This is a genomic window from Paenibacillus odorifer, from assembly GCF_000758725.1.
GTDB classification, from domain to species: domain Bacteria; phylum Bacillota; class Bacilli; order Paenibacillales; family Paenibacillaceae; genus Paenibacillus_AQ; species Paenibacillus_AQ odorifer.
The window spans coordinates 6,267,819-6,291,156 of the sequence record NZ_CP009428.1; the positions used below are offsets into that span (position 1 = coordinate 6,267,819).

19 protein-coding genes are annotated in these 23,338 nt (G+C 46.1%); 5 read left to right on the forward strand and 14 right to left on the reverse strand.

The genetic code is table 11. The features are described 5' to 3' along the window. The first annotated feature begins 11 nt into the window (after window positions 1-11). Entirely contained in the window at window positions 12-1,199 is a 1,188-nt protein-coding gene (locus PODO_RS27455) for a copper amine oxidase N-terminal domain-containing protein (RefSeq protein ID WP_038573525.1), read from the forward strand. 69 nt (window positions 1,200-1,268) lie between these two features. On the opposite strand, the gene PODO_RS27460 is transcribed toward PODO_RS27455, so the two are convergent. From PODO_RS27460 to PODO_RS27485, 6 genes are all read right to left on the reverse strand, one after another. Next, the gene (locus PODO_RS27460; protein ID WP_038573527.1) at window positions 1,269-4,277 is read right to left on the reverse strand and encodes an efflux RND transporter permease subunit; all 3,009 of its coding nucleotides are present in this window, start codon (window positions 4,275-4,277) and stop codon (window positions 1,269-1,271) included. Between the two features lie 278 nt (window positions 4,278-4,555). Then, the gene (locus tag PODO_RS27465; RefSeq protein ID WP_036678577.1) at window positions 4,556-5,710 is read right to left on the reverse strand and encodes a cation:proton antiporter; all 1,155 of its coding nucleotides are present in this window, start codon (window positions 5,708-5,710) and stop codon (window positions 4,556-4,558) included. A gap of 223 nt (window positions 5,711-5,933) precedes the next feature. After that, a complete protein-coding gene (locus tag PODO_RS27470) occupies window positions 5,934-6,257 on the reverse strand; it encodes an L-rhamnose mutarotase (RefSeq protein WP_038573529.1) in 324 nt (107 codons plus the stop codon). 122 nt (window positions 6,258-6,379) lie between these two features. Continuing rightward, window positions 6,380-7,540 (reverse strand): ABC transporter permease, encoded by a 1,161-nt coding sequence (locus PODO_RS27475; protein ID WP_038573531.1) that lies wholly within the window; start codon window positions 7,538-7,540, stop codon window positions 6,380-6,382. After that, entirely contained in the window at window positions 7,533-8,705 is a 1,173-nt protein-coding gene (locus tag PODO_RS27480; protein ID WP_051491030.1) for an ABC transporter permease, read from the reverse strand. The genes PODO_RS27475 and PODO_RS27480 overlap by 8 nt, the downstream gene beginning before the upstream one ends. A gap of 17 nt (window positions 8,706-8,722) precedes the next feature. After that, window positions 8,723-9,658 (reverse strand): ABC transporter ATP-binding protein, encoded by a 936-nt coding sequence (locus tag PODO_RS27485; protein WP_038573533.1) that lies wholly within the window; start codon window positions 9,656-9,658, stop codon window positions 8,723-8,725. A gap of 164 nt (window positions 9,659-9,822) precedes the next feature. Here PODO_RS27485 and PODO_RS27490 point away from each other — a divergent pair, with 164 nt between their 5' ends. Then, on the forward strand, window positions 9,823-10,980 hold the full coding sequence (locus PODO_RS27490) for a sensor histidine kinase (RefSeq protein WP_038573535.1): 1,158 nt from the start codon (window positions 9,823-9,825) through the stop codon (window positions 10,978-10,980). A gap of 17 nt (window positions 10,981-10,997) precedes the next feature. Further along, window positions 10,998-11,651, forward strand: coding sequence for a response regulator transcription factor (locus tag PODO_RS27495; RefSeq protein WP_036678566.1), 654 nt, complete (start codon window positions 10,998-11,000; stop codon window positions 11,649-11,651). Window positions 11,652-12,036: 385 nt separating this feature from the next. On the opposite strand, the gene PODO_RS27500 is transcribed toward PODO_RS27495, so the two are convergent. The 5 genes from PODO_RS27500 to ftsE form a co-directional block, all read right to left on the reverse strand. Further along, on the reverse strand, window positions 12,037-12,921 hold the full coding sequence (locus PODO_RS27500) for a PDZ domain-containing protein (RefSeq protein WP_244886400.1): 885 nt from the start codon (window positions 12,919-12,921) through the stop codon (window positions 12,037-12,039). Window positions 12,922-13,461: 540 nt separating this feature from the next. After that, on the reverse strand, window positions 13,462-14,928 hold the full coding sequence (locus PODO_RS27505; RefSeq protein WP_038573540.1) for a S41 family peptidase: 1,467 nt from the start codon (window positions 14,926-14,928) through the stop codon (window positions 13,462-13,464). Window positions 14,929-15,052: 124 nt separating this feature from the next. Further along, window positions 15,053-16,351 (reverse strand): murein hydrolase activator EnvC family protein, encoded by a 1,299-nt coding sequence (locus PODO_RS27510; protein WP_038573542.1) that lies wholly within the window; start codon window positions 16,349-16,351, stop codon window positions 15,053-15,055. A 28-nt stretch (window positions 16,352-16,379) separates the two neighbouring features. Then, complete coding sequence (gene ftsX / locus PODO_RS27515) at window positions 16,380-17,294, reverse strand: permease-like cell division protein FtsX (RefSeq protein ID WP_036678558.1); 915 nt, start codon at window positions 17,292-17,294, stop codon at window positions 16,380-16,382. Then, window positions 17,284-17,970 (reverse strand): cell division ATP-binding protein FtsE, encoded by a 687-nt coding sequence (gene ftsE / locus PODO_RS27520; protein ID WP_036678556.1) that lies wholly within the window; start codon window positions 17,968-17,970, stop codon window positions 17,284-17,286. Before ftsE ends, ftsX begins: the two co-directional genes overlap by 11 nt. Window positions 17,971-18,312: 342 nt before the next feature. Here ftsE and PODO_RS27525 point away from each other — a divergent pair, with 342 nt between their 5' ends. Both PODO_RS27525 and PODO_RS27530 read left to right on the forward strand, forming a co-directional pair. Continuing rightward, complete coding sequence (locus PODO_RS27525) at window positions 18,313-19,740, forward strand: VanW family protein (RefSeq protein ID WP_038573545.1); 1,428 nt, start codon at window positions 18,313-18,315, stop codon at window positions 19,738-19,740. A 153-nt stretch (window positions 19,741-19,893) separates the two neighbouring features. After that, window positions 19,894-20,301: a CBS domain-containing protein gene (locus PODO_RS27530; RefSeq protein WP_036678552.1), complete on the forward strand. Its 408-nt coding sequence runs from the start codon at window positions 19,894-19,896 to the stop codon at window positions 20,299-20,301. A gap of 37 nt (window positions 20,302-20,338) precedes the next feature. On the opposite strand, the gene PODO_RS27535 is transcribed toward PODO_RS27530, so the two are convergent. The 3 genes from PODO_RS27535 to pilM all read right to left on the reverse strand — a co-directional run bounded on the left by PODO_RS27535 (window position 20,339) and on the right by pilM (window position 23,328). Then, window positions 20,339-20,941 carry a DL-endopeptidase inhibitor IseA family protein gene (locus PODO_RS27535; RefSeq protein WP_051491029.1) on the reverse strand — a complete coding sequence of 201 codons (603 nt, stop codon included), beginning with the start codon at window positions 20,939-20,941 and terminating at the stop codon, window positions 20,339-20,341. A 196-nt stretch (window positions 20,942-21,137) separates the two neighbouring features. After that, the gene (gene pilO / locus PODO_RS27540) at window positions 21,138-21,743 is read right to left on the reverse strand and encodes a type 4a pilus biogenesis protein PilO (protein ID WP_038573548.1); all 606 of its coding nucleotides are present in this window, start codon (window positions 21,741-21,743) and stop codon (window positions 21,138-21,140) included. Further along, window positions 21,727-23,328, reverse strand: a complete 1,602-nt coding sequence (gene pilM, locus PODO_RS27545) for a pilus assembly protein PilM (RefSeq protein ID WP_038573550.1) — start codon at window positions 23,326-23,328, stop codon at window positions 21,727-21,729. The genes pilO and pilM overlap by 17 nt, the downstream gene beginning before the upstream one ends. Window positions 23,329-23,338 lie beyond the last annotated feature (10 nt).

The following is a 23,338-nucleotide window of genomic DNA, read 5'->3' on the forward strand; positions in this document are numbered from 1 at the left end:
GAAATCACAAGATGAAAACCATATCCAGCATAATCGCAGCAACTCTTCTTTCTACCGCTATCGCATGGCCTGTCCATGCCGCAGAGAAGCCAATCTCCATTCAGATCAATCAGCAACAGCTCGCACTGAAGGGACAGGCTCCCTTCAATGATAATGGTACAATTGTCGTTCCTTTTCGCCCGGTTTTTGAAAAACTAGGACTTTCAATCGATTGGAATCAAACCACAGGTACCATAACGGGTACTAAGGAAGGGCTTACGATTACACTGCAACTAGGCAGCAAGCAGGCCAGCGTCAATGGTGTAATAACCCAACTTTCTGTTGCCCCTAAGCTCATCAATAATTCCACTTACATTCCGCTGCGCTTCGTTGGGGAGGCTACAGGTAATGAAGTCTCCTGGAATGCACACTCGAAGACAGTAACCATTACAGGCAAGACTAACCAGGTAAACCCGCAGGAAATCAATGCTTTTTTTGAAAAATACGTAACCTATACCAACAATGAGAATTATGAAGGGTTCATGAGCCTAATCGATAGCAAGTCTCCTCTTGTGGTCATCGGGCCACAGATTAAGAGCCAAATGGAACAATACGATTCGACCACTTCACTTGATCAATTAGAGGTTATCAGCCTTCAACCCACAGAGGCTACGGTTCACGCCGTTGAAACGACTACACACCTCAGCGGTCCATTCACCTTAGACAATACCTCTGAATATATTTATAGCTTAACGCGTACTGCCAGCACTGAAGACTGGAAAATCAACAACCTGCAGATTAAAGGCGTACAATATATACTCCCAGATAAACTGCTGAACGCTAAGCCAGCTGTGACGAAGTCGGATGAAACGGATATATTAGCTGTGCTTAAGAGCAACTTGGACTATACCAATGCAGAGAATATTCAAGGTGTGCTATCTACTATTGATCCTGAGTCCCCTGCTCTCGAACAAACCAAACAGCTCTTCAGCCAAATTTTCACAGTCTATGATCTAAAGTTCACTCTGGAATCTGCCAAAATCATTCATTATACCCAGGATACCACAGCCGTATATATGGTTCAGACGAGCATCAAGCTTAAGGGTCCTGAGTTTCAGGATAACCGCTCCACCTCTGTCACAACGCTGAAGAAATCCAAAGCAGGCAAATGGATGCTGGATCAGACCTATCCGATTAGTGTAGACAAGTTAACTCCATAATTATAAGGATTTGTAACAAAACATAAAAACGGCAAGCCCCATTAACCCGGAGGCTTGCCGTTTGCCTATTTAAAGCGCCGGAGCATTAGTTTTTTCTGCTCCTTTACGCTCTTTTGCCGATTTACGGAAGTAGAACAACTCGTAAATCGCCGGCACTACAATCAGCGTAAGCAGTGTTGCTGCGGTTAAGCCGCCAATGACCACAATCGCCAAGCTTTGCGAGACGATGCTGCCCATCTCGGCATGGCCGAACAGCAGCGGTGTCATGGCGCAAATGGTGGCAATCGCCGTCATGAGAATCGGACGCATCCGTGTTCCGGCAGCTTCTAGAATAGCCTCGTGAATACTCATATTGGCTTCATTTTGCTTAATCCGGTCAATGAGCACAATGGCATTCGTAACAACAATACCTATTAACATCAACGCCCCGAACAGAGCAGTGAAGTCAGGCGTTACACCGGACACGATAAGTCCAACAATTGCACCAATCGCCGCTAGTGGCAAGGAGAACATAATCGCCAGTGGAGCCCGAAGGGTTTTAAAGGTGAGTACCATGATCAGATACACCAACCCGATGGAGATTAATGCCGTCATACCCAGGTCGTTGAAATCCTCTGACTGATCAACTGACGCTCCGCCTGCAAATAAGGTCACGCCTTTCGGAAGTGTAAGACTATCGGTTTCTTTTTTAATATTCGCACCGATCTCAGATACCTTCTTCGGATCAACCTCTGCTGTAATTCGTACATACGGCTTCCCATCTTTATGGAACAACATTGCAGGCTCATTCCGAACCTCATAAGTTGCGAGCTGAGACAGTGGCTTCGGCCCCTCAGCCGTCATGAGCGTCAGTGCTTTTAAATCCTGCTCCGTTTGCGGCTGAACCATAGGATCTAACACTACACCTGCTGCATCACCATCGAGCTCAATTTGCCCCATTGGAATTGGATTAAGCATCGCTGACAGCTGCATCGAAATCTCCTGCGCATTGCTTTGCGCCGGATCTACCTTAAAGGAAAATACAGGTTTCGTATCCTCCATATTGCTGCTGACTTTTTGAATCCCCTCTACGGTCTTCAGCTTAGCGGTAACTTCTGTTGCTACATTAGTAATATCCGTAAGATTATCTCCGACAATATCAATATATTCGCTGGTAGAGCTGGATCCCATCATGCTCATTTGGTTGGCAACAAGCGTTGCTCCAGTGTATGAATCTTTTACCTCACGAACATGATCAATAAAAGCCTGAGCATCTGCACCTTTTTTCATAACAACGGTATAGTCCACTAAGGTTTCAGAGGTAACATTCCCCCACTTAGCGGCGTCCGCACTATTCCCTGATTGCATGATTACCGTTTCTGCTTGTGGCTGCTTCATCAAATCTTGTTCTAACTGCTTTCCCTTTTCCAAAATATCTTTGACAGGAACATCCTTCGGATAATTCATCTGAACAGAAACATAGCTGGCATCTGAAGCATCGAGTGCCCCTTTTGGCATAGTCACATAAGCAGCAATGGAGCCAATCAGAAGCAGGAGACCCAACGATAAGCTAACCCATTTACGGCGAAGATTCCAGTCCAGAAAGCGGATAAACCATTTAGAAGGTTCATGTTCTTTCATTGATGTCCTTCTCAGCAGCCATGAGCTTAACAGAGGAACAACCGTCAAAGCTACTACGAGTGAAGTAAGCAATGAATAGGTCACTGTTAAAGCAAACGGCAGTAAGAAAGCTTGCAAACTACCACGTAAGAGACCCATCGGCAGAAATACTGCTACCGTAGCGATGGTTGATGAGGTAATCGCTCTAGCCACTTCCCCAGTTGCGCTAATAATCATTTCACGAGAAAGGGGTTCTTTTTGCAGCCTACGGTAAATGTTCTCAATCACCACGATACTATCATCGACCAAGCGGCCTACCGCAACCGCGACTCCCCCGAGTGTAATGATATTTAAGCTTATGCCGGAAATGTTCAGCAGATATAAGGTGACCGCTAACGAAAGCGGAATGGATACTGCCGTAATCAGAGTAGCCCGCAGGTTACGCAGGAACAACAGAATCACGATCGTCGCAAATAATGCACCTAGCAATACCTCACGCATCATACTGTTCACCGAGGTAACTACCATATCCGATGTACTGAACACCACTGCTGCTTCTGCATTAGGAATAGTTTTATTAATATGATCTACGGCAGCCTGAATGTTATCTCCGACACTGACTGCATTCGCATTAGCCTCTTTGGTCACTATGGCGAATAGAACGTCTTTCCCATTCGAACGGCTGACACTTTCCTGATCCTGCTTCAATTCGACAGCAGCGATATCCTGCAGCTTAACGCCCGTAGATACAGGAAGCTTTTTTAAAGTATCCATACTATCTATCGTAGAAACTACGTTAACATTGCCGGTTTGCCCACCAATCGTTTGCTCCCCAAGGGATGCCGATACATTACGTCCTTGAAGTAAACCTAATACTTGTGGAGTCGTGACTCCCTTCTCAGCCATTAATTTTGGGTCCAGCTTAACACTGACCTGCGGAGTTACCTTACCATATAAAGCAACGTTCGCTACCCCTTCAGCTTTTTGCATCTCTGGAATGATAGTTTCTTCCGCAAGCTTAAGATTCTCTTTAGTCAGGCCTTCGTCAAAAGCAAGGGTAACCTGGGATACAGGAATCATGGAGGTATTCAACTGAAGTACAAAAGGAGCCATTACCCCTTCCGGGAACTTCAATGAATCGACGACCTTCTGGACCTCCTGCGCAGCATCCTTCATATTCGTTTTCGAATCATAAAAAATATTCACCTGCGCATATCCGTCTCCGGAAGTGGACAGTATTTCCTTCTTCCCTTTCACAAAAGCTGCTCCAGCTTCTATCGGCTTCGTTACATTAGTCTCCATAGCATGTGTATCCTGGCCAGGACCCAGCACAGTTACAGTCACTTGAGGATTATCCGCCTCTGGCATAAATTCCATCGGTAACGAAGTGTAGCTCATCCCTCCCACCACAAGAGCCATGACTACTAAAAGCCCCACCGCAGCCTTGTTACCGAACGACCATTTTGTTAACCATTTCATTTTCTTTTTCCCCTTCCACTCCACATGATTTCTGGCACTCCCCTTATGTCTGTTTGATTATGTATTAATTTCCATCCCGAGATTTAGTTTAGTCATTTTTGGCTGAAGTCAAAACAGCCCTACGGCTGGTTTCGTACTCAGTCTTAAGACGGGGAACTTTCCCCTTCTGCAGACAGATCCCCGTACTTTTTCTTGATGATGGCAACTTGAACGTGAGCATAAAAAAAGAGCCCCGTTAGCCATATAAATTGGCCAACAGGACTCCCTTTTGTTATGGTTTATTTCCCTTCCGCACGTACTGGATCACGGAACATAAATTTCAATAGTGGCGGCGTTACAAGTGTAGTTACAATGACAACAATAATGACCGAAGTAAAATACTGTTGCTGTAACAAGCCGCTTTGCAGCCCTGTGGCGGCAATGATCAACGCAACTTCCCCCCGTGAAATCATCCCTGACCCAATAATGGCAGACGAGTGGTTATCAAAGCCTGTAAGACGCGCGCCCAGACCGCCACCAAACAGCTTGGTCAGAATGGCAACCACCGTAAGCAAGATCACGAAGCCTATTTGACTGCCTACCCCTTCAAAGGAAACACTAAGTCCGATACTTACAAAAAAGACCGGCACAAAAATCGAATAAGCAATCGGCTCGAGCTTGGATTCTACCGTGTGCTTAAAGGAAGTTTGCGAGATAGCAATCCCAGCCGCAAAGGCACCAATGATTCCTGCCATCCCCATGATTTCAGCAAAATAGGCGAATGCGAAACAAATCATTAACGCTGCTGAGATAACTGCCTCTGTCACCTTCAGCGGAGCCATCCATTTCATGACCCGAGGAACAATAAACCAGCCGGCAACAATCGCTACGGCAAAGAACAACACCTTTTTCCCAATTAGAAGACCAATAGAAACGTCTGCCCCTGTACCGAAAAAGCTCATCAGAACAGCGAGCAAAATAACAACCAGAATATCATCTACTACAGCAGCCCCCAGAATTGTAGAGCCTTCACGTGTGTTCAGCTTATTCATATCTTTTAACACCTGCACCGATATGCTGACCGATGTTGCACTAAGAATAACGCCCATAAACAATGCATTATGATAAGCAAAACCAAACATTTCTCCTAAGGCGAACCCACCCAAAAAGGGTAATATAATTCCACCGACGGCTACTGCAAAAGCTGATTTCCAGTTCTTGCGCAATTGATCCAGGTCCGTCTCAAGCCCTGCTATGAACATTAACAGTAGAACACCGATCTCAGAGATATAATGAATAAACTCTCCATCCTGAACCCAGCCCAGTACCGCAGGCCCCAGTATGATTCCCACAATAAGCTTGCCTAGCACAGCTGGTTGCCCAAGCCGCACAGATAGATCACCAGCTACTTTGGTGAACAATATGATCAGCATAAGATATAAAACAAACTCCATCTTTCTATCCACTCCCTTGTTGTATATAAGAACTGCCAACCAGGAGCTTCTCCAAGCCAAAAAAAGACAAAGAGGAGCCCTTGTTGACAGGCTCCTCCAAAAAACAAATAATTATTCAATTTAACTTTATAAATTATATTATACCTATATTTAAAATAACTGTAAACCAGATGCGCCGATAATATAAATTATGCACATTTGATTTGTTCTAGAATGCAATTGCTTATTTCAGATAGAACACTTCACGTAAGGGCTGCATAGGCACCTCATCATTGAAATCAAATGACCCTTCAACCATCTTAGAGGTAATCGCATTCCAGCGGTTGCAGGCATCACTTTTGGCAATGTAATCAAAAGCCGCCTTACTATCCTCACACTCATAACAGTAAAAAAATTGATTGCCATTCTGAAAGATGGAATAGTTAGAAATACCAGCCTTACTGTGCTCCTCCAAAATTTCTGGCCAAGGATTTAAATGCATAGCTACATACTCCTCTAAACATTCTTCCTTCACCCGCCATGTCCAAGCCAATTTATTGCTGCTCATCTGCTCATCCTCCTAGAAATCCCCTCTTTTGCACATATTAAGAACTAGGGACATTTGATACCTATTATTGTACCTGAATAGAGTAGTCCAAGCTATGCATATCTATATTCTCTGGAAATTTCTTAAGCGTTAATTCCGGCTTCACTCGGACGAAGAATAGCAGAACCAATCGCCAGAAGCACGGCGGCCATAAGGCCCAAGATGGCAAAGGGCAGCCATAATTCATTCCAGCCCCCACCTGTGGCAGCGATATCGATCGCTTGGATCGCCCATTTTTGCGGTACAAAATTAGCTGCCTTCTGCATATAGTCCGGCATAATGGATAACGGCCAGAAGCAGCCTCCAAGCATACATGTCGGGGTCAGGATCAGCGAATTAAGCATGCCCGTATTATTGGGATTGCGAATCAGACCTGCTACCGTACTGGCTAAACCCATGGAAACGAGCATAAATGCTGCAAGAACCAAGAAATACAAGTAGAGCGGTAACCCAAAGTCAAACTGCAGCACATAACGGCCTAAGGCAAGTATTACAATGATTTGAATTAACCCAACGATGAAGCTTCCCAGAAAATTACCGAGGGCAATCTCATACGAACGAACCGGGGCACTGAACATACGTTTCATCGTTCTTTCTCTTCGATCATCCATAATAAGTGACACTGAACTTGTAACCAGCCCCATTAAGAACATCAAAGTAAATCCTGTGACGATGCTTAAGCCCTCTTTGGGATATAAATCATAATCCGTTCTTATACTGCCTACACTATGTTGCTCTGCTCTCTGCATTACGGCAGCAAACTGTGAGTCCGAGCCAGTAGCCTCAGCCCGAGCTGCTCCAATTAGTCCAGCAGTGTTTCGCATTTCATCAGCAATTACACGGATTTTCATTTTTACCATAATTGATGTTTCGGTAGCCTTAAGCTCATACACACTAATTTGCGGCTCTTCTCCAGCAAGCAGTGCGGAGGTGAAGTTTTGCGGTATCAAAACACCGGCTTCTCCGTTCTGATCGATAATACTCTCCCTCAAATTAGCCTCATCTGTCTTCTCAACAAGCTTATAATCACCGGTATTCTCCAGCTCGGTAAGCAAATGTTTACCTGCTGCACCATCATCCATATTCGAATATAAAATAGTAGCCGGTCTTTCACCCATACTTCCACTAATTGCTACTATCACCGACACGACAATACAGGGCAGAAGAATATACGTAAGCAGCCCATTCCGAGAACCGATCGTTCTTTTCACCATATTCCAAGCAATCGTTAAGATCTTATCCATGGTAACCTACCTTCCGGTACGAGATAACCGCTCCACTGAATAGAACTAGACAGATGATCGACATGACCAGCAGATTCGGCAAAATCTCTGAGACCTCTGCATGCAGCATCATTTTTAGAACAGCTTGTAGCACCCAGTGATTCAGGGTAAATGCCCCGACGGAGTTCACCCATGATTCCGGAAGTGGAGCCATCCCTCCACTAATAAAGGTCATGACCACAGTGATAACATTAATAATACTTCCTGCACTTGCTTTAGTTTTGCTAAACATTGAAATGACAATCGATAACGTCATGGAAGCAATGATCATTAAGAGACAGAAGAGCAGCAGCAAGCCCGGACGATTGCCCCAATTTACGCCAAACAACAAGTGAGTCAGGATAATAATCGCTGCACACTGCACTACACTTACAACCCCTACACCTAACATTTTACCAATAAACAGCTCAGAACCTTTTACCGGCATTGAAGTTATTCGGAAGAGGGTATGATTTTCTTTTTCATTAAAAAGAGAGGTACTGACGGTCAAACCGCTATATAGCAGAAACATCAGCATCATGGATACCGCATAGAATTGGGAGGCTGTATAGGATCGGCCACCTTCACTGAGCGCCCCAACCTTAACAGAAGGCTGCTCCCCCGAACTTGGTGCAGTAACGGTCAAAGCTTCTGGACCCAGCGTCATAGCTACGGACTGCTTATAGTTAATATTGTTCAAAAAGTTATCGAATACCGTCCCCGCAACCATATTATCTGTCCGATCTTTACCCAGAATAAACTCTAGCTGTGCAGTATCACCGCTTTGTACTTTTTTATCGAAGCCTGGAGGAACAATAACCGCATAACCATATTTTCCGGTACGCAAGCCGCTTTCCGCTGTCTCTCGGCTCCCTACTTTGACCGGAATGATGATATCCTTAAGCTCCGGCGTCTTCAAAAAGCTGTCTATCATCGCCGAGCTTTCATATCCTTCTCCAGAAAGATTAACTATACCAACACGTACTGGATCAATCTCAGACGCTGCCTTATCACCGATTACACTGGAAAGGGAGGCACCCAGCAGAAAGATCAAAAGCAGCGGTAGCAGAAACATATTAATGATGATTGAGCGTGAAATAAACAGCCTGCGAAGCTCATAAATCATAATTGTCCAAATATTTCTCAAAGCGTTCTCTCCCTCCTTTAATCGCGCAATGTCCGTCCTGTCAAACTAAGGAATAATGTCTCCAGATCCGGCTCCTCTATATTCAAAGAACCAATAACCCCTTCATGTTTAGCAAAAATAAATAAGATATCCTGCAGCTCATCCTGTGAGGAGGGAAGATACATTTCTACCGTTCCCTCTTTACTTTCCACTCTCGTGATCCGCGGGTGTAGACTAAGCTCATTGATTAGCTCCGGGGTGATGTTCGTTGCTTTGACCACTATTTTTTCTTCCTTAGAAACCCGTTCCCGCAGCTCCTTTTCCGTACCACAAGCAATGATATGTCCCTTATCCATAATCGCTACCCGATCACAAATGGCTGCAACCTCTTCCATATAATGACTAGTGTAGATGACGGTTGAGCCAAGCCGATTGAGCTCTTTGACCGACTCAAGGATATGATTACGAGACTGCGGATCAATCCCTACGGTCGGCTCATCCATAATAATCAGCTTTGGATGATGCATGATGGCACAGGCGATATTCAAACGTCTCTTCATCCCTCCGGAGAAGGTGGCTGGTTTTTCTTTGGCACGGTCACTAAGTCCTGTGAAAGCAAGAGCTTCCGCCACCCGCTCTTTCAGCAATTTTCCCCGCAAACCATACAATCTTCCGAAAAAAGTTACATTTCCAGCTGCTGTCATTGTATTGTACAAAGCCAAATCCTGCGGAACTAAGCCGATCTTTTTCTTAACCTCCAGTGCATACGAAGAGACTGATAACCCATCAATAACAATGTCTCCACTATCAATCTTTAGCAGGCCGCAAATCATACTTATAGTTGTACTTTTGCCCGCCCCATTCGGCCCCAGCAGACCAAAGATCTCTCCTGCTTGGATCGTAACATTCACATGATCTACCGTTAATTTGTTCTCATACCGTTTCACCACATCGGTCAACACCGCGATTGCCATCTCTTATCTCCCCTGTCGTGTGTGCTTCTATATTTTCAATTTTATTCTAGGTTGAATTTTTACGGATGTACGAAAGGTCATTTTTTGAAGGTGACTAAAGTCATCTCCTGAAGTAGTGGGATAATATGCTAAGATTATTAAAAAACATAAAGGATGACTAAGGCGTGCCCAGAGAGCTAAATTTATTGCGTTACGGACTCATCTTAATCCCTGCGTTTATTACTATTTATGTCTATCAATATAACGATTATGGAATCTTCACGCTGCATATCCTGATGCTTCTATTCCTTGTGGTGATGGTACCAAAGCTCCCACGATCCATTCACACTTTGATTAGTATCATTGAAATCTTGTTCACGGCCTGGTTATGTTATCAATATGGCAGCATGATGATTTTCCCCGCTATATCAGCACTGCTTTATTATTCCAGACTCCAGCCTAAAGCAGTGCCTTATGTGTTCACAGGTGTACATCTGATAGCTTTGAACGTTGCACTCCAGAATTCTCCATCGCTCGTAGTGACTTACATTAACTTTTCATTTCTGCTCACTGCCTACCTAAATAAGCTATTATTGAAAGCTGGCCAGCGGCGCGAAGACACTCTTCTTCTATATGATGAGTTACGCAAAAAGCATTTCGAGCTCGATGAAGCTCGCAACCGCCTGCTGGAGTTCAGCGCGCAAGTAGAAGAGTCTGCCCAGTCCAAAGAGCGCGTCCGAATCTCACGCCAGCTCCATGACGATATCGGCCACCGGCTAATCCGGATTAAAATGATGATGGAGGCCGCCCTCCAGACCTTGCCCACCTCTCCCGAGAGCGGAATGCAAATGATGGAACTGATTCGTGACCAGCTGTCGGCCAGCATGGACGATATGCGGTCCGCAGTTAAACGTATCAACTACACTCCGAAGCTTGAGGGAGCTTATGCGTTAGACCGGCTGCTCGAAGAAATTGGACGTGAGACGGGGATCGAGACCTCATACCAAGTACAGGGCATACCTTATCCACTCTATCCTAGTATTCAAGTAATCCTGTACAAAAACGCCCGTGAAGCTATAACCAACGCCTTGCGGCATGGAAAAGCAACGTCCATCCGGATCAAAATTGACTACGCGCAAGCAGGAATCACTATGGAGGTTAGCAACAATGGAGCGCTTCCCGAAGGAGAGAAACTCAGCAAATTATTGGGGCGTGGTGGGGACGGAATGAAAGGAATGTACGAGCGAACGCATTTAATCGGTGGAACACTCGAACTGAGGCAGGAACCACATTTTACAGTCATTACGCGGCTGCCCATTTATAAGCAGGATGAGATTGTATAACGAAAGGAGCCATGCTAATGATTAAAGTGTTGATTGTTGATGACGACCCCTTTATTCGCCAAAGTCTGCAAGTATTGCTAGGTATGGACCCAGGTATTGAAGTTGTCGGAGCAGCTTGTGAAGGTAACGAGGCCTTGGAATTACTTCAAAAAGGATTAAAGACCGATGTAGCTCTGATGGATATCCGCATGCCCGGCTGCGGTGGCGTTGAAGGAACGGAGAAGATTAAGCAGGCTTTTCCGCAAATTGCGATATTGATGCTGACCACTTTCGATGACGATGAATATATCATTGAAGCACTGCGTAACGGAGCTAGTGGATATTTGCTCAAAAACATACCGCCAGACCGGATCATCCAGGGCATTAAAACGGTTTTTGATGGGAACATGCTTATCCACCCTGATATCGCCCGTAAGCTGGCAACCTTTCTCCAGCCTACGGCACGGCAAGAATTGCCACAGGTACAGCCACTGGAATCGTTCGGATTGACCAAAACAGAGCTGGCTGTAGTGGCTTCTATCGCTGAGGGGCATAGCAACAAAGAAATCGCCGGACAGCTTTTTTTAAGCGAAGGTACCGTCAAAAATTACATAACGGATATATTAAGCAAATTAGAGCTCCGCGATCGTACGCAAATTGCAATTTTTTATTTGAAGAACATGCGGGGTTGAACTAGTAACATATAACATGTGAATAGGCCGCTGCCAAAGTTAGTTTTTCTTACGGACTCCAGTGAAGTTACTCCTTGGACGCGGGTTCGGAGTTCAGCGACGCTACTCCTTGGGCGGGCTCGGACTCCAGCGACGCTATTTACAATTTTATCGGCGTTTGAGCAGAGTTTCGGACCCCAGCGACGTTATTCCTCAGAAAGAGGCTCATCTGGGGTGTTTTTGATGCCAATAGCGGCTTTGGGGTCCCTTACCATTGTAAAAAAGCGAAAATGCTGCGATTAGGGGCAACTGGGTCCGATAGCAACTTCTCGCACGCGAAACTACCATCTAATCAAAAACAAAGATGCCCCATTCACCATTTCATGGCCTATGGGGCATCTTCTAGTTATCCTTCCGCTGATTCCTGCTTGGCTTCAGTGGTTTTTTTTCGTTTAAGTTGGCCGTCCGGAAGGTTCCGGCTGCGTATGCCTGTCTTCATCCCGATGATGCTGTAGATGCTGGAAGGCTTCGCCTCAGCGGTAATCATCCCATCCGTCTCCGGCACCAAAATAATACCGAGCTGATGGTGATCCCCATCATAGATCGGGCTTTGAAGGTATTTGCTCTCCCCTTCACGGTTCAGCACCTCCAGCTTGCAGAACGCTGGATTCATGCGCAGCGCCTCATGTAGCTGCGCCGCATCGGTCAACAGGACCCCGTTGACCTTCAGTAAGATCTCGCCGGGCAGGATGCCCAGCTCCTGGCCGGGACTGCCCGGCAGCACGGCCAGCACTTTGCGGCCGCGCGGTGGATGCACGAAGATGGGGCTGATGCTGCGCTCTTCCAGAGCGCTGTACCAGCTTAACCCTTCGTGCAGCACAATGGCTGCGAGCGCCGCGACCAGAGTCAGCGGGCTCCACCAAGCGGCAAGCAGGCTTAAGCCGAGCAGGACGATGCTGTAGATCAGCAGTCGTCCTGCAGTGCGGGCCGCCTTGCGCCCGGGCAGCATGCCCTGCGTCATCTCGCTGAAGCCGATGATGACGGGCAAAGAGACGATGCCAAGGCTGCCGCCGAGCAGCGAGTGCCATGGCAAATCCGTTCCTGCACCCGAAGGGAGCAGCAGGAACAGCGGCAGCGGCCAGAAGGCCTGTAGCTGATAGCCGCCAACGACCATGCCGCGCTTTCCCTTCAGGAAGAGCGGCGTTGCAAGCTTGGCCCCTTGTCTGCGGGCCAGCAGTGCCTCCGCCATGTGCAGCAGCGCAGCTAACACTAGCAAAGCAGGAATATCCATCTCCCTTATGGCGGTGGTAATATTCCCTACCGTTCCACTATCTAAAGCATCTGGAAAGAAAGAAATTACAAACTGAATGATACCTAACAAGCCTATAGAATACGCAAAGCACAAATACCGCACACGCAGTAGCGACAACACGAGACTAACTACCCAAATACAGGCTACAGCGGTACCTGATAACGATATTCCTAGCAGAACGGCTGCTATAGAGACGACCAAACCCATGACTAGACCACTCCATACCGTCCGCCACGTTTCCTGACCCCAGCTATGTAATTTTACATGTATCAGCTTTCGTTCTAATGCCACCTGCCTACGGTAATATAACGCAATAAATATAATAGCAATGTAGTAATACGGCTGGATCAATAAGTGTAAGAACGCAGTGCCCAAGTTTCCTAACAGTTCCTGAATCACATTCAAACTGTTCGTCACACTCCTTTTCGTCCGATGACTGATTTGTATATATTCTAATTCCTCTACGTCGGTTGGCATTTTCTTATCTAAAAGAAAAAAAGAAGGCTGAATTCAGCCTTCTTACTTTTTCGACGCTGCCGCCTTAATTTCCTTCTGAATCTCAGCAATCCCTTTATTCCGTTGGTTGTCGTGAGCAGGGTCTTGAATGACCTTGATCAGCGCCGCTTCCAGCGCCTCCGCTGTCTTGGCGTCAATTATGCCTGTGACTTGGAGCTTTGCTGCACTTTGGAACTTCTTCACTGCGTCCTTAGTGCCAGCATCGAAATAGCCATCTTTACGTCCAGGCTTGTAACCCAAACCGTCCAGCATCGTCTGTGCACTCTTCACATCAGCGTTGTTCATATTATACTGCAGCGCCACGCTTTTGTTAATTGGAGCCACCGAGAAGTAATCCGGCTGCGCTACCGCGATATCCGGTTTAATTCCCTTGCCGTGGATCCATGTGCCGTCTGGCGTAAGCCATTTGGCAATGGTAACTTTCAGCAAGCTGCCGTCTCCAAGCTGTTTGTCAAAGCTCGTCTGCACGGTGCCTTTACCGAAAGAATTGTCACCGATTAGCTTAGCTCCTGCCGACTGCTGCAAGGCACCCGCCAATATTTCCGAAGCACTTGCGCTACCTTTATTCATCAGCACGACCACGGGATAAGCTTTACTCGATCCTTTTGAGGTGCTAACTTCGCGTTTTTTGTCTTTGTATTCTATTTGCACTATAGATTTGCCAGCTGGAACAAATTGCTCTGCCATTTCAATAACAATCGGAAGAACACCACCTGGATCATTGCGGACGTCAATAACAAGTCCCTTCATGCCTTGCTTCTCTAACTTCTCCAGCTCTTCCTTGAATCGTTCTGCGGTATTCAAGGAGAACTGCGTAACCTCGATTACGCCCACATTGTCCTTTTCCATGGTAGCGTAGACTGTTTCGAGCTTCACATCATCCCGGGTAAGAACAAATTCCAGCGGCTCTACAGCGCCGGAACGTTGTATTTTCAAAGTGGCCTTACTGCCCTTAGGACCGCGAATCTTGGCAACAGCTGCATTCAGCTCCATACCTTCCAGCGATTCACCGTTAACGGACAAGATAACATCTTTGGCCTGAATCCCAGCTTTCTCAGCAGGTGAGCCCTTGATCGGAGAGACCACGACTACCTTGCCATTATCCGAAGAGACCTCCGCACCGATACCTGAAAAGGAACCCTCAATGCTTTCTTCGAATTTCTCAGCTGTTTCTTTACCCATATAGTTGGAATAAGGATCGCCCAGCGCTTCCATCATACCGTTGACAGCACCGTCTATCAGCTTCTCCCGATCTACTGTCTCGTAGTAATTGCTCTCAATCAGACTGAGAGCAGTTCCAAGCTTCTGGGATTCCTTCTGCTGAAGGCCAGTAACCTGCAATGCTGAGGCCAGTCCTTCTCCTGCAGCTTGTCCAATAACATGACTATAACCCGTCACGCCCAAGGTCACCAGACTACCGCATAGCAGGGCGGCGATAATCATAAACGCCGCTGTGCTTTTTTTTAACATGATGTTCCCACCGTCCCTTCTTGTCCATCTCGCAAACAACTCCATAAGTCCGTCCTGAAAGGTACGGTATCTCTTCCAGTATATGCCGTACACTCAAATAATATGAGTTATAAGTTCTTAAAAATTAGAGATAAGGCATCGGATTTACTGTCTTGCCGTCGATCCGAACTTCAAAATGGAGATGGGGGCCCGTCGAATTACCTGTAGAACCGGATTCAGCAATCACATCCCCACGATTGACTCTATCCCCAGGGCTAACCTTGATACCACCTTTACGGATATGTCCGTAGAGGGTCCAAACTCCGCCGCCATGATCAACAATTACACAATATCCATAGCCGCTATACCATTCAGCTACGATTACCGTTCCGGAATCAGCCGCATGAATATTGGTTCCTTGTGGAACTGCAAAGTCTACCCCGGTGTGTACTTTCCCCTTCTCACCCGTAATTGGGTGTGTCCGTGGTCCGTAGGAGGAAGAGATTCTTGCCGAACCTACAGGCAGCAGGAAGGGGCCATCTCCACCAGCATACGCGGTTGAGGAGTTGGAGCTTGAACTGCTGCTTGCCTTGCTAGCTGCAGCTTTCTTGGCCGCTGCTGCTGCCCGGCGTGCTGCTTCTGCTTTGGCGGCTGCTGCTTTGCGAGCCGCTTCCTCAGCTTTAATCTTATCCTTTTGGGTTTCCAAAGCAGAACGTTCGCTCGCCAGCTTAACCAGCTTCTCGTTCTGCTCTTCACTTAGATCATCGCTTTCTTGAATCTGCTTATCATAAAATGCGATAAGCTCCTGCTTCTCCGCTTCCTTCTCTTTCAGCAGGCTTCTCTGATTTTCCAAGGAGGTGTATAACTGCTTGGCTTGAGCATATTGCCCCTCAAGCTCCTGCTTCTTCTCTACAACTGTCTGCTTGTCCAGCTTGTGTTGGACTAACAGCTCCTGATCCTGATCCACAATCATCTTAAGCGAATCGGTGCGGCCCAGAAAATCAGAGAAGCTTGTCGATGAGAGCAAAACATCTAGGTAAGACACCGCTCCATCCGTGTACATCAACCGGACACGGGATCCTAAGAGTTCTTCTCTTGAGGCCACTCGTGCCTCTGCTTCATCCAATTCCGTTGCTGTAACGTTAAGGGATTCTTCTGTATCGGAAATTTTGTTAGAGATTTCGGTCATTTTACCTTTAACTTGATCCACTTGCTGCAATACATATTGTAAATTAATATTTGTCTTATTCTTATAGTGCTGCGCTTCCTGCGTTTGGGACTCCGCTTTCTCTTGCTGCGCCTTAGCTTCCTGCACCTCTTGTTGCAGCTGCTTTAATTGCTTATCGATCTCGGCAACACTTGTTTTTTTGGCATATCCATCAGAGGGTTGGAATATAGTGACAGCTAGTAACATTACGGCTAGTCCGGCGGCAATCTTCTTCAACTCGCACTCCCCATCCTTCACTCTTAAATTAAACTTTCAAAAACTTACGAATAGAAACCGTACTTCCCCAGACGCCGATTAGCACGCCTAGTCCAACTAACAGACCTACGAGCAGCAGCCAAATATCACTGAAAGGGATCAACTGCAATCCGAGCATAGGATCTCCCTGTACCGAAGATTCCAAACCGTTGTAGCCGGCATATAAAACGCCCGAAGTAATCAATGATCCAATGAGTCCAATTAATGCCCCTTCTATAAAGAAAGGCCAACGAATAAAATAATTTGTCGCGCCTACCAGCTTCATAATCCCAATCTCTTTACGCCGGGCAAGAATCGTCACCCGAATAGTATTGGAGATGAGGAACATAGACATAAGTGCCAGCCCCGCTACAAAAATAAAGCCAATGTTACGTACGGCACGCGTGATTTTAAACAATGTTTCTATCGAGCCTTTGCCATATTTCACTTTGTAGATAGGCTGCTCGGTATGTGTCTTGTTAAGGGCTTGAATCTTCTCAGCCACAAAAGCAACGGTTGTAGGTTCAATAACCTCTACCTGAAGGGTATCTGGAAGCGGGTTATTATCTTCATCGAACCCTTCCAGAAGCTCTGCTGCCTCCTCGCCCATATCCGCGCGGAGATCTTTAAGTCCCTGTTCCTTGGAGATGAACGTAATCTTGCTGACCTCCGGCATATTGCCAATTTCAGTCTGCAGGGTCTCGCGCATCTTCTGATCTGTATTCAAAGCTAGATGCACTTTGATCTGTACCTGACTGTCTGCCTCATCAGCTACAGAATTTACGTTGAGGACAAGAAGAATAAATACACCTAGAACAAAAAGAGAAACAACAATCGAAGTGATTGAGGCGATCGACATCCAGCCATTACGGAATACGCTTTTAAAGCCTTCCCGCACATGTCGCAAGAAGGTTTTAAAACTCATAACCATATTCCCCTCTCGCTTGGTCTCTGACAATGTTTCCATTCTCAATCGCAAGCACCCGTTTGCGCATTTTGTTCACAATATCTCTGTTATGGGTAGCCATTACAATCGTTGTTCCACGAAAATTAATCTCGTCAAGCAGCTGCATAATGCCCCATGAAGTCTCGGGGTCTAAGTTACCTGTAGGCTCGTCCGCAATAATAACAGAAGGATTGTTGACGATAGCCCGTGCAATAGCGATCCGTTGCTGCTCACCACCAGAAAGCTGTGAGGGCTCACGATTCGCTTTACTTCTCAGCCCAACCAAATCAAGAACCTCATTCACACGTTTCTTGATGACTTTTTTCGGCGCTTCAATAACTTCCATAGCAAAAGCTACATTCTCGTATGCCGTCATTCTGGGCAAAAGCCGAAAATCTTGAAATACAACGCCGATATTACGGCGGACATAAGGGATTTTGCGTGGTTTTAGCTTTCCTATATTGAAACCTCCCACCGAAATCTGTCCTTTGGTAGGCACTTCTTCTCTATAAATCAATTTCATAAAAGTAGATTTACCCGCGCCGGAAGGGCCGACAACGTACACGAATTCATTGCGGTCGATTTTCACTGAAACTCCTTGCAGTGCGTGAGTTCCGTTAGGGTACGTTTTCCATACATCTTGCATTTCAATCATTTTCTCACTTCCCAATTATGACATTTTCCACTTGTGCGAATCGACATTGTCCACCTCAAGTTTCCATAAACTTCAATATTTCCGCAATGTATCTATTGTAACAAATCTGTAACTGATTGAGTACCCCGTAACTGCACGACTATTCGAAAGTTTTGTAGTGACTGGACATATACATATAAAAAAGCACCTAGCGGTGCCTGTTATCAGATGTCGTAACTCCCTTTATTAGAGACTACTTATTTCTTACTAATTTATTATCGGTATCCCACGAAGTGTTCTTTAAGTTCTGTTACAGGGCCGCGCCTGCTTAGCGCAATCCAAATCCCCAAAAGGAGATTAATCATGAAAAAAATCCATGCTGCCCTCATAGTGGTTATCGCACTCGTCCTTATCGGCTCCTGGATTTACGGAGGGCTTCATCTATATGGCAGCAAAACTACGCTTCCAAAGGGTACAACCCTTGCCGGCTGGCAGGTCGGAGGCATGACCCTCACCGAGGTCCGCTCCCAGCTGGATCAGCGGCTGCGTGCCCTCGAATCCGTCCCTCTAGTGCTAAAAGTGGAGGGCAATGCAGATTTACCCCTAACTCTTAGTAAGACTGGGTTGAGTTATGAAGCCGCTGCTTTTCAGCAGGGCTTAAAAGAGCTTGCCGAAGGAACACTTTGGGAGCGGGTAAAGGCACGCTATAACTTCCCTCAGCTGTGGAAGCTTGAAACGCATCTGGAAATCGCACAATTCCAGAAAATTCTAAGTCCCACTTGGGAGAAGGAGTCCTTTGGTGAACCAGTGGACGCTACGCGGCGAATTACAGGCGATGACCGAATCGTATATACTTCTGAGAAAACTTCCCTGGAGGTCGATTGGACAGCTCTGGAGACTTCCTTAGGAGCAGCTGCCCCCACCAGCTTCAATCATCTGAATACCCTCTTGGAGAAGGGAATCACGATGGAAGTCCCTTTGTTAATCCTGCAGCCTGACATAACATTAAAGAAATTAAAGGAACAAGGTATCGAGCGAAAAGTAATGCAATTCAGCACCTCTCTAGGTGCAAGTGGACCTGGACGAAGCTACAACGTAGAAGCTGCTGCCAAAGCTGTGGATGGAACCATTCTCCCGCCTGGAGCCGTCTTTGATTATGGAAAAGCTATAGAAAAAGCAAAGGTGAATTACGGCTTCCGTGAAGCGCCGGTGATTGTGAACGGCAAGCTGCAAGCAGGTGTTGGTGGAGGGATCTGCCAAGTGTCGAGCACTCTTTACAATGCCGCACTGCGTATAGGGCTAGAAATTGTGGAACGCCGTAATCATTCCTTGCCCGTCAACTACTTGCCCAAAGGTCAGGACGCAACATTCGCTGAAGGTTATATCAACTTTCGTTTTCGCAATACGACTGGCAAATATCTCATAATTAAAGCAGCTGTGCAGGGTAAATCACTGACCATAAAGCTGTTCGGCACGTTTCCGCAAAATGTCACTTACAAAGTTCATTCAAAAACAGTAGAGGTGCTCCCTCCAGTCGATAAATACGTAAACGATTCTTCACTGCCTCGTGGCAGCTCACGCGTTATTCAAAATGGGAAAACCGGATATATTGTAGAAACCTACATTACAAAGTATGTTGACGGTAAATCCACTGAGGTGAATAAACTGTCCCGCGACGTATATTACGCACAAAAACGATTAATCGCCATTAATCGTGGAGGCGTGAGCAAATCCATAATCCCCGATGTCCCCCGAAAGCAGCTGGTGGAGGACGGGGTCCGCAGTGAATAGCTAACAACAAATAACCGGTCAGAGCCCCTAAGGTCTGACCGGTTATTTTTGCCAGCAATCTATTTTACCTGTAGCTTACGTTACCCGGCTTTGAAATTTACGATTCAGGGGTACATTAGAAGTAGACCCATAATCAGAAAGGATGAACATCCTATGACAACAGCTCTTGTAAATGATCTTACTGGTATTGTCCGCAGTGCTCCCGCTATTTTTGCCTCACGCACTTGCAGAGAAGCTCTTCGCGTCATGTTTCAGCATCCAGAATCCAAATGTATCGTCGTCTGCAATGCTATGAATGAACCCCTCGGATTGTTGATGAGCGAACGTTTCTTTTTAAAAGCTACAGGAAGATCCGGAGTAGATCTGTTCTACAGAGAACCTGCCATGAAGCTTATGAACAAAACCCCGCTCATTCTTGACATTTCCACTCCACTCGATACGGTATTGAGCCTCGCTATGAACCGCCCAGACCCTATGAAAAATGATTGTGTCATTATCACTCGCAAAGGTAAATTCGTTGGTGTTGCATATACCTCTGACCTTATCCGCGCCCAAGCGTAGAACCTCTTTGCTCTTCCTCTTCTACCCTAACCCTTCCTCAAAAAAGAATATCCGGTGACGTATCAATTCTCCAGTATCCATTCACCTTTTTCAGCTTCACATACACCGACTCACTGCCTTCCTGCCCGCTCGAATAAGGAACTGTTAAGTCAAATTCAGCGGTTGTTGCAGTTTTGGAGAGCATTCGGGCGGTGGCTTTTTCAAACATTAATGAGTTTCCAAGATCCGCATTCACCTGTGACATTCTACCTTCATGCTCCAAAAATTGAGTCTGCACATAATAAGCTGCTGCATTATGCGTGTAGGCTTTTTTTATGTAATTCATCAGCTTCGCCTTTGTCCCAATATCATTGGAAAGGTAACGGTACTCTTGCGCTTTATACATGAAGGTTTCCATCGGGAAAAAGTTGCCCCCACGGCTAGTATAGAAATAGATTGCTCTGGCATGTACAACAAGCGGTACCACACTTTTTACCGTCAAATTGTTTATAGTAGCTGGGCCTTCTTTTCCTGTGCCAATCACAGCCACATTTTTTATTGCCGAGCTTCCCACTGATGATGAAGCTGCCATAACTCCGCTACCTGCTGATAAAAGGCCTAAGGATAGGGCCAACGAACCAAGCATCCATTTTTTGTTCATCTGAAGTTCCTCCTCTTTCATCTGAAAAATACAGGCGATCGCCACTGTTTCAGCTTATGCACCCCGCAAGCTAAAATACCCAATAAACAGAGGAATGAAAACGTATTACAACTCTTTTGAAAATATAAAAAAACTCCACCCTCCTGATTCACAGGAAAAGCGGAGTAATATAGTTAAATAAAGTAGTACAAGAACCCTAATCGGATGCTGCTGCGGTGGCCTCAAAATACGCTGTAAAAGCTACGTTAGCAGTCAAAATACTCTCCGTATTGTTCTTAGTACGATCCTCGTAGGATTGCTGAAAATTGAAAGAGTCCACATTCACAATACGAGGTAAGGCTTGTAGTTCATCCATCCATTGCCGGATCCCCGAATATGTCCCTTCCACCACTGCAGTCATTTTGATCTGTTTGACCGTCGGGAATGACACCTCAGCTGAACCTGTCATTTGCTGAATCGGATTAGCCTCATCCATAACAAAACTAAGATCCTTTAGCCGCGCTTGTGAGGACGTGCTAACCTCCCGCAAATCAACAATCAGACCTTCGCTGTCATCGCCCTTTGGGAGTTCCCCCAGTAATTCCTTCTGTTCTAGATCTCCCTCAGTGCCGCTGCCCTTCAGCTCATAGATTTTGTTTTGGAGGACTTCTGCTTCCTTTTCCAACTGACTGATCTCGCTGCTCTGTGCGGAAATTTCCTTATTGGCCGGCTGAACACCCAGCATATAGAACGCAAACAATATCAGGAACAAAATCAGCACTCCCAGAACAATCGGCGAGCGATACTTATTGATCTGTTCCATCGCTGCTCACCTCCCCTTGGCTGGCATCCGTTTCACTGTTTTGAAGCTTAGCCGCTGCTAAGTTCACTTTATAAATAGCCGTATACGTATTGTATGAAATGGCATCTGCGGCTCCTTCAGTAAGCTTTTGAATAGAGGCATCGGTCGTAAAAGACATTTGGCGAAGTTGTCTTAAATAGTTGGAAGCATCCTCCATAGTGGATACATTTACAGTCAGATCTATAGAGGTCCGGTAGGTATAGTTAATATCACGGATTAGTGCCTCCTTAGGCAATCCCTCCACTAATTCGTCCAAGATAGGGACTACAATCACCTTATTGTCCTGAAGCACTGTGATGGCTGCTTTCCGATCTAGCTGTCCAGGTCCGCTGTTCTTAAGCTTCGCGAGCTCTACTTGGAGCATTAAACTGCGATCCTGCAGGCCTTGCAGCTCTTCTTTACCATTAGAAATCTGACCCTTATTGGCCGAAAAATAAATCCCCGTTCCGATCATCCCCAGCAGCCAGATCGCTACAAGCCCCATCGTGACATAAGGAAATAGCAACGTCTCCCGATCTTCTCTCGGCAATAAATCAATCGTATCCGTGTTGATGCTATTTTTTAGAGCGGTCCCGGCAGCTACACGGTAATCATTTAGTTCAGGGTCAGAAACAGCAGCACTAGCCATCTGTTCCAGACTTATTGGTGTTATTTCAAGTTCTGCTAGGGACTGCTGGAGTTCTAGGTCCAGTTGTTTACGAATCGAGGGAGTGCCCGTAATCACTAAATTGTTGATACGAGTGGAACCGTCATGCAAGCTGTATTGATAAAAGCTGAGCATACGGGAGATTTCCGCAGTGATTTCCACCATTTGCTCGGGTGATAAATGTTCTTCTACAGCGACAGCTGTTTCTGCCAAGGTTTCACTGTCTGTCAAAAGATCCATTCCCGCTAAATTTCTTCCTTTATGTAGATCAAGTAAGTTTATCGTACGAATGAAGACCGGATTCCCGTTTCTGAACATATAAATGTCCATTACCGATGGCTCCATATTAATCAGCATCGTCTCCGCAAAGCTCTCCCCGTGCCCAATGGTTATAGCACGCGCCAAGGCGGTTGCCGAAATTTCGACACTGCTTATCCGAAGACCCGCCCGCTCCAGAACTTCTACGTAATCCTGAATCGATTTTCGCGGAGCAGCAAATACGAGCAGGTGACTTTGCTCCTCATCCACTTCGAGCGTTACATAGTCATAGACAGGATTTTCAAAAGGTAAATGCAGTCCCGTCTCCACTTCCAGCTTCACGAGTTGTTCTACCTGTTTGTCATTGGTACTAGGAATACTCATTTTACGGATAATGATCTGCGAGGGTGGAATGGACAAAGAAACCTTACTTCCCCTTAACCCTTCCTTCTTCACCCACTGCCTTACCCGATCATAAAGCGCCTCGCTATCCGCCACCTGATTCTCAATGATCATGCCTGGAAGGAGCGGGAGAAACCGTTTTTTACGGACTTCCCATGACTGTTTATTCTTAAAACTAATATAACGGATTCCGGCAGCTTCAATTGAAAGTCCGGCCACTTTGGGGCCTAATCCAAGCATATGCTCGATG

Bases quoted from the DNA above. Each gene is read 5' to 3' on its own strand.
- PODO_RS27460 (WP_038573527.1), bottom strand. From the start codon at position 4,277: ATGAAATGGTTAACAAAATGGTCGTTCGGTAACAAGGCTGCGGTGGGG.
- PODO_RS27475 (WP_038573531.1), bottom strand. From the start codon at position 7,540: ATGGATAAGATCTTAACGATTGCTTGGAATATGGTGAAAAGAACGATC.
- PODO_RS27535 (WP_051491029.1), bottom strand. From the start codon at position 20,941: ATGAACAAAAAATGGATGCTTGGTTCGTTGGCCCTATCCTTAGGCCTT.
- pilO (WP_038573548.1), bottom strand. From the start codon at position 21,743: ATGGAACAGATCAATAAGTATCGCTCGCCGATTGTTCTGGGAGTGCTG.
- PODO_RS27470 (WP_038573529.1), bottom strand. From the start codon at position 6,257: ATGAGCAGCAATAAATTGGCTTGGACATGGCGGGTGAAGGAAGAATGT.
- PODO_RS27465 (WP_036678577.1), bottom strand. From the start codon at position 5,710: ATGGAGTTTGTTTTATATCTTATGCTGATCATATTGTTCACCAAAGTA.
- ftsE (WP_036678556.1), bottom strand. From the start codon at position 17,970: ATGATTGAAATGCAAGATGTATGGAAAACGTACCCTAACGGAACTCAC.
- PODO_RS27485 (WP_038573533.1), bottom strand. From the start codon at position 9,658: ATGGCAATCGCGGTGTTGACCGATGTGGTGAAACGGTATGAGAACAAA.
- PODO_RS27505 (WP_038573540.1), bottom strand. From the start codon at position 14,928: ATGTTAAAAAAAAGCACAGCGGCGTTTATGATTATCGCCGCCCTGCTA.
- PODO_RS27495 (WP_036678566.1), top strand. From the start codon at position 10,998: ATGATTAAAGTGTTGATTGTTGATGACGACCCCTTTATTCGCCAAAGT.
- PODO_RS27530 (WP_036678552.1), top strand. From the start codon at position 19,894: ATGACAACAGCTCTTGTAAATGATCTTACTGGTATTGTCCGCAGTGCT.
- ftsX (WP_036678558.1), bottom strand. From the start codon at position 17,294: ATGAGTTTTAAAACCTTCTTGCGACATGTGCGGGAAGGCTTTAAAAGC.
- PODO_RS27525 (WP_038573545.1), top strand. From the start codon at position 18,313: ATGAAAAAAATCCATGCTGCCCTCATAGTGGTTATCGCACTCGTCCTT.
- pilM (WP_038573550.1), bottom strand. From the start codon at position 23,328: ATGCTTGGATTAGGCCCCAAAGTGGCCGGACTTTCAATTGAAGCTGCC.
- PODO_RS27455 (WP_038573525.1), top strand. From the start codon at position 12: ATGAAAACCATATCCAGCATAATCGCAGCAACTCTTCTTTCTACCGCT.
- PODO_RS27500 (WP_244886400.1), bottom strand. From the start codon at position 12,921: ATGGATATTCCTGCTTTGCTAGTGTTAGCTGCGCTGCTGCACATGGCG.